Source organism: Pseudomonas sp. P5_A2_2, from assembly GCF_054177685.1.
Map to the genome: position 1 here is coordinate 1 of NZ_JBGCUL010000485.1, position 3,424 is coordinate 3,424.

A 3,424-nucleotide genomic window follows, 5' to 3' on the forward strand; every position below is an offset into this window, starting at 1 on the left:
GCCCTGCACTGCGTTGAACAGCGCGCTGAGGATCGTTGCGTCCAGAGTGATCTGGCTGAAATCCTGATTGAGCTTGTAAAGCGTTTCGCCCGCGGCATTCACAAACTCAGCCATCCACACCAGGCACTGGCTGTAAGCCTCACTGACGTTGCTCACCACCAGTGACAGAACGCTGTGTTCAGCGGCGCTGTCGTTGTCGGCCTGGGTCGCTGTCTTCACCGCACTTCCCCGTTCGATCAGCCGGGCGCCCAGCGACACCATGTCCTCTTTCTTGGCGTCCATGGCCTCTTTGGCCACGGTGTTCGGCTGTGCCTGCCAGACACCGCATGTGCCACTGACCGGCAGCAGCCAGGGCGCGCGGGAGCCGAGGAAGATGCCGTTCTTCTCCATGTGGTCGCGCCATTGCTCATCGAGCCCCGCCATCCACGGTTGCGGCTGGCCCACCAGGTAGGCCGCCTCTTCGTAGTCAGCACTGTTGCGGTAGTGGCCGATATTGACTTCGGCCATGTCGTACAGCGGCGAATCATCGATGGTCGTGTCGTTGTTCTCGCTGCCCAGAAATTGGAACGGAATCACGCGCCACGGTTGGCCAAGGCCATTGAGTGGAGTAAAGGGTGCGATGACCATTGCCGTCTGGCTGGAGCCCTCTTCCCACACCTCCTGCGTGTAGACGCCGGCGGCATCCAAGCGCAGCACGCGGTATTGGACAACCTGCTCGCTACCAAAGCCATCATCGGTGTCGACGTCGACCGTCTCGCGCAGCACGACGAGGCAAAGCAGGTACTGGCCGCCGACCTGACGCGTCTTCCAGTTGATGATGGCCTCGGCCGGGTAACTGGCGACATTCGCCCGTGCGCGACCTGCTTGTTCGTCTGCCTTACTCACGGTGCCGGCCTGGACAGCCGCGTAATCCACCAGCAGTCCGTGGCGGCCAACTTCAAGCAGATGCCCGATGACCGATTGCGACTGCTGGTAGATGCTTACGCCCTGCCCGTCGATGTCCTTCGACACATAGTCGAGCGCACCGGGAACAGTCAGCGTTGGCCAGGTGCGGAACACCGCCCCCACCAGACTGTGCTTTGTCCGACCCGTGGCGTTGTAGAAGACAGCACGCTTCTTGTACGCGTCGTAGCGGTCCCTATTGTCCTGGCTGGTGTCCGATGCATTCGGCCTCGGCAAATATCGGTCGCCAGCAGCTTTGATGGTTTCCGAACCCTTGCAGACGTCGCGCACCAAGCGCCAGCGGTACTGCGCCGCCTTATACTCGGACCGGGTAAAAGTGACGTCCGTCATCGGGCGACTCCCATTTTCATTGTGGTGACCGGTTTAACGATCGGGTACTCGCGGTGAATGAAGTAACCGCCGCCGTCGTTGGCGTGGTCGTTGCCCTGGCTCTTATCGGGCTCGCCGTTGGGCGCCCATATCTGCTGCTCAAGGCCATCGGCGTAAGTCGGGCATGTGAACGGGTTGACCAAGTAACGTCGCTCGCCCTGCGCATTGCAGAACATGGCGTTCATGGCGTTGATTCGATCCTTCACCGGCGGGTTGGCCGCCGGCGCTATGACCGCGAAGCCCGCCTGCTTAAGCATGGCCAGGTCCGTGACGCTGGCATTGACCGACTTACGCGAATCACCGGATGCATCCGGGTAGATCCGGATTTCACAGGTCTTCTCGAAGTCGTTGCCGTTGTGGCGCCAGTAGCGCTCCTTGATGCGGCGGATCATGTCCGGCGTGTCGTAGCCATCCATCAACTCATCCACGGCACGCGGCAGACCCTGGTCCCGTTTGACGTGGGTGATCGCCGCCATCTTGCCGACGTTGAAATCCATGCCGATGAACAGAGGCTCGCCCGGCTGCACGGTGTCGAAGCAGTGGTTCAGCTTGCGATCGTACGCGTGGTAGATCGAGCCGGACGTTAAGTTGACGAACTGGCCATTGAGGTAAGCGCGGATCAGTTGCTCGGGATACGATTCCATCAGCGATGGGATGTAGTCGTCCGGCAGGTTCAGTTCGTTGTCGAAGGTGCTGGCCTGAATCAGGCCGTACATTTCCTTCAGTGCCGGCTTGTCACGCAGTTGCTTTACGAACTGGAGGAAGACAAATTTGAAGCCTTCCGGCGTCGTGGTCACATCCACGCCGTTCTTCAACCCAGGCAGGTTGTATCGCATCCGGGCGATGATCTTACGCCAAGCCTGCTGAGCCTTTAGCGACGTCAGCACGTCCAGCTCATCCACCAGAGCATGGCCGATTTTGAAGCCGACGATTGTCTGCGGCTTTTCCATCGAGCGGCAGATCACAGTGCCGCGATACTGCCGGCCGCTGTAGATGTGAACCTCATGATTCGCCTGATTGATCTTGGTCTTCAACCCCCAGTCATAGGCCACCTCTTCCATCGTCGGATAGAAGATGTCACGGATCTGAGGGTAAGTCGGCGCGAAGTAGCCAGCGTTGACGCCGGGCCACTCCATGAAATGCTTGCTCAGTGCCGAGCATCCCACCCAGGTCTTTCCAGAGCCGAAGCCAGCAACGAATGCACGAAACTTATGGGGCAACAGGAGGAACTGCGACTGCGGAACGTTAAGGCTCGGCATTCGGCTTCCTCGCATCCACTACGTCGACCTGAATGCGAGTCGGGATTGCCAGCTCGTCGTCAGGCTCGTCCTTCCGGTTGCGATTGACGTAGATATCGCCGACTTCCTTCGCGGCCTGCTCCAATAACTGAGCAGTCAGCGACATGTTCTTCATGTTCTCGGCTTTCTCAGCCATGCGACCAAGTGCCCGGAGTCGATACGCTCTATTGGCGATCGGGATGTCTTCCGTCTCTTCGCGGAATCGTTTGCGGGCAGCGTGAAATAGCTCGGCCCACTTTGCGCCCAGGGCTCGACCGGCGAACTTTGTCGGGTCGTGTGATTCGCACTGCTGCCGGCTGACTTCAATGCCGAATTCTTTCTTGACCGACTCGACCACCTGAGATGGCGTATCAAAACAGGCTAGAGCCTGAACAATGAAGGCTTTGACCTCGCTTCGTAGTGCTGCCATATGGTTGTCATCCGTCAAAACCTGTCAGAAATTCAGGCCGACTTGAGCAGACAGGTTCCGCAGGCCCTCGAAATGTTCATTTCTCCCACCTCGGCAGGACTGTTTGCAGCGTCCACCAGTGCTTGAACCTCAGGGCTCGCTCCATAGCGACGAACGACACCGACGAATTCTTCAACGTCGTGTCCGCGCATCTCAAGCTTGGGCAGGCCCTCCTGGGTGAACTTGGGTGCGCCGTACTGATCCTTCGCCTGAGCGATGTGGTACAGCTCATGCTCGACCAGTGCGCAGAAGTCAGCATCGCTACAGGTGGCGCAGTAATCCGCAGCCAAGGTGATGATGTACGCCGGCACATCGCCGAACCAATCCATCATCTGCTGTTCCATCC

Annotated in this window: 4 protein-coding genes; all 4 read right to left on the bottom strand. The window is 59.0% G+C overall.

Going from position 1 to position 3,424, the window contains the following annotated elements; genetic code table 11:
* On the bottom strand, positions 1 to 1,293 hold a 1,293-nt coding region (locus ACXRVY_RS20880), incomplete at its 3' end, for a DUF4055 domain-containing protein (RefSeq protein WP_458238138.1).
* The gene (locus ACXRVY_RS20885; RefSeq protein WP_457265760.1) at positions 1,290 to 2,591 is read right to left on the bottom strand and encodes a terminase large subunit domain-containing protein; all 1,302 of its coding nucleotides are present in this window, start codon (positions 2,589 to 2,591) and stop codon (positions 1,290 to 1,292) included. The genes ACXRVY_RS20880 and ACXRVY_RS20885, both read right to left, overlap by 4 nt.
* Positions 2,578 to 3,039: a DUF2280 domain-containing protein gene (locus ACXRVY_RS20890; protein WP_457265761.1), complete on the bottom strand. Its 462-nt coding sequence runs from the start codon at positions 3,037 to 3,039 to the stop codon at positions 2,578 to 2,580. Before ACXRVY_RS20890 ends, ACXRVY_RS20885 begins: the two co-directional genes overlap by 14 nt.
* Positions 3,040 to 3,071: 32 nt before the next feature.
* On the bottom strand, positions 3,072 to 3,424 hold a 353-nt coding region (locus tag ACXRVY_RS20895; protein ID WP_458238139.1), incomplete at its 5' end, for a putative metallopeptidase.

What these genes read in the sequence shown, in the direction of transcription:
- ACXRVY_RS20885 (WP_457265760.1), bottom strand. Translation starts at nt 2,591, where the DNA reads ATGCCGAGCCTTAACGTTCCGCAGTCGCAGTTCCTCCTGTTGCCCCAT.
- ACXRVY_RS20890 (WP_457265761.1), bottom strand. Translation starts at nt 3,039, where the DNA reads ATGGCAGCACTACGAAGCGAGGTCAAAGCCTTCATTGTTCAGGCTCTA.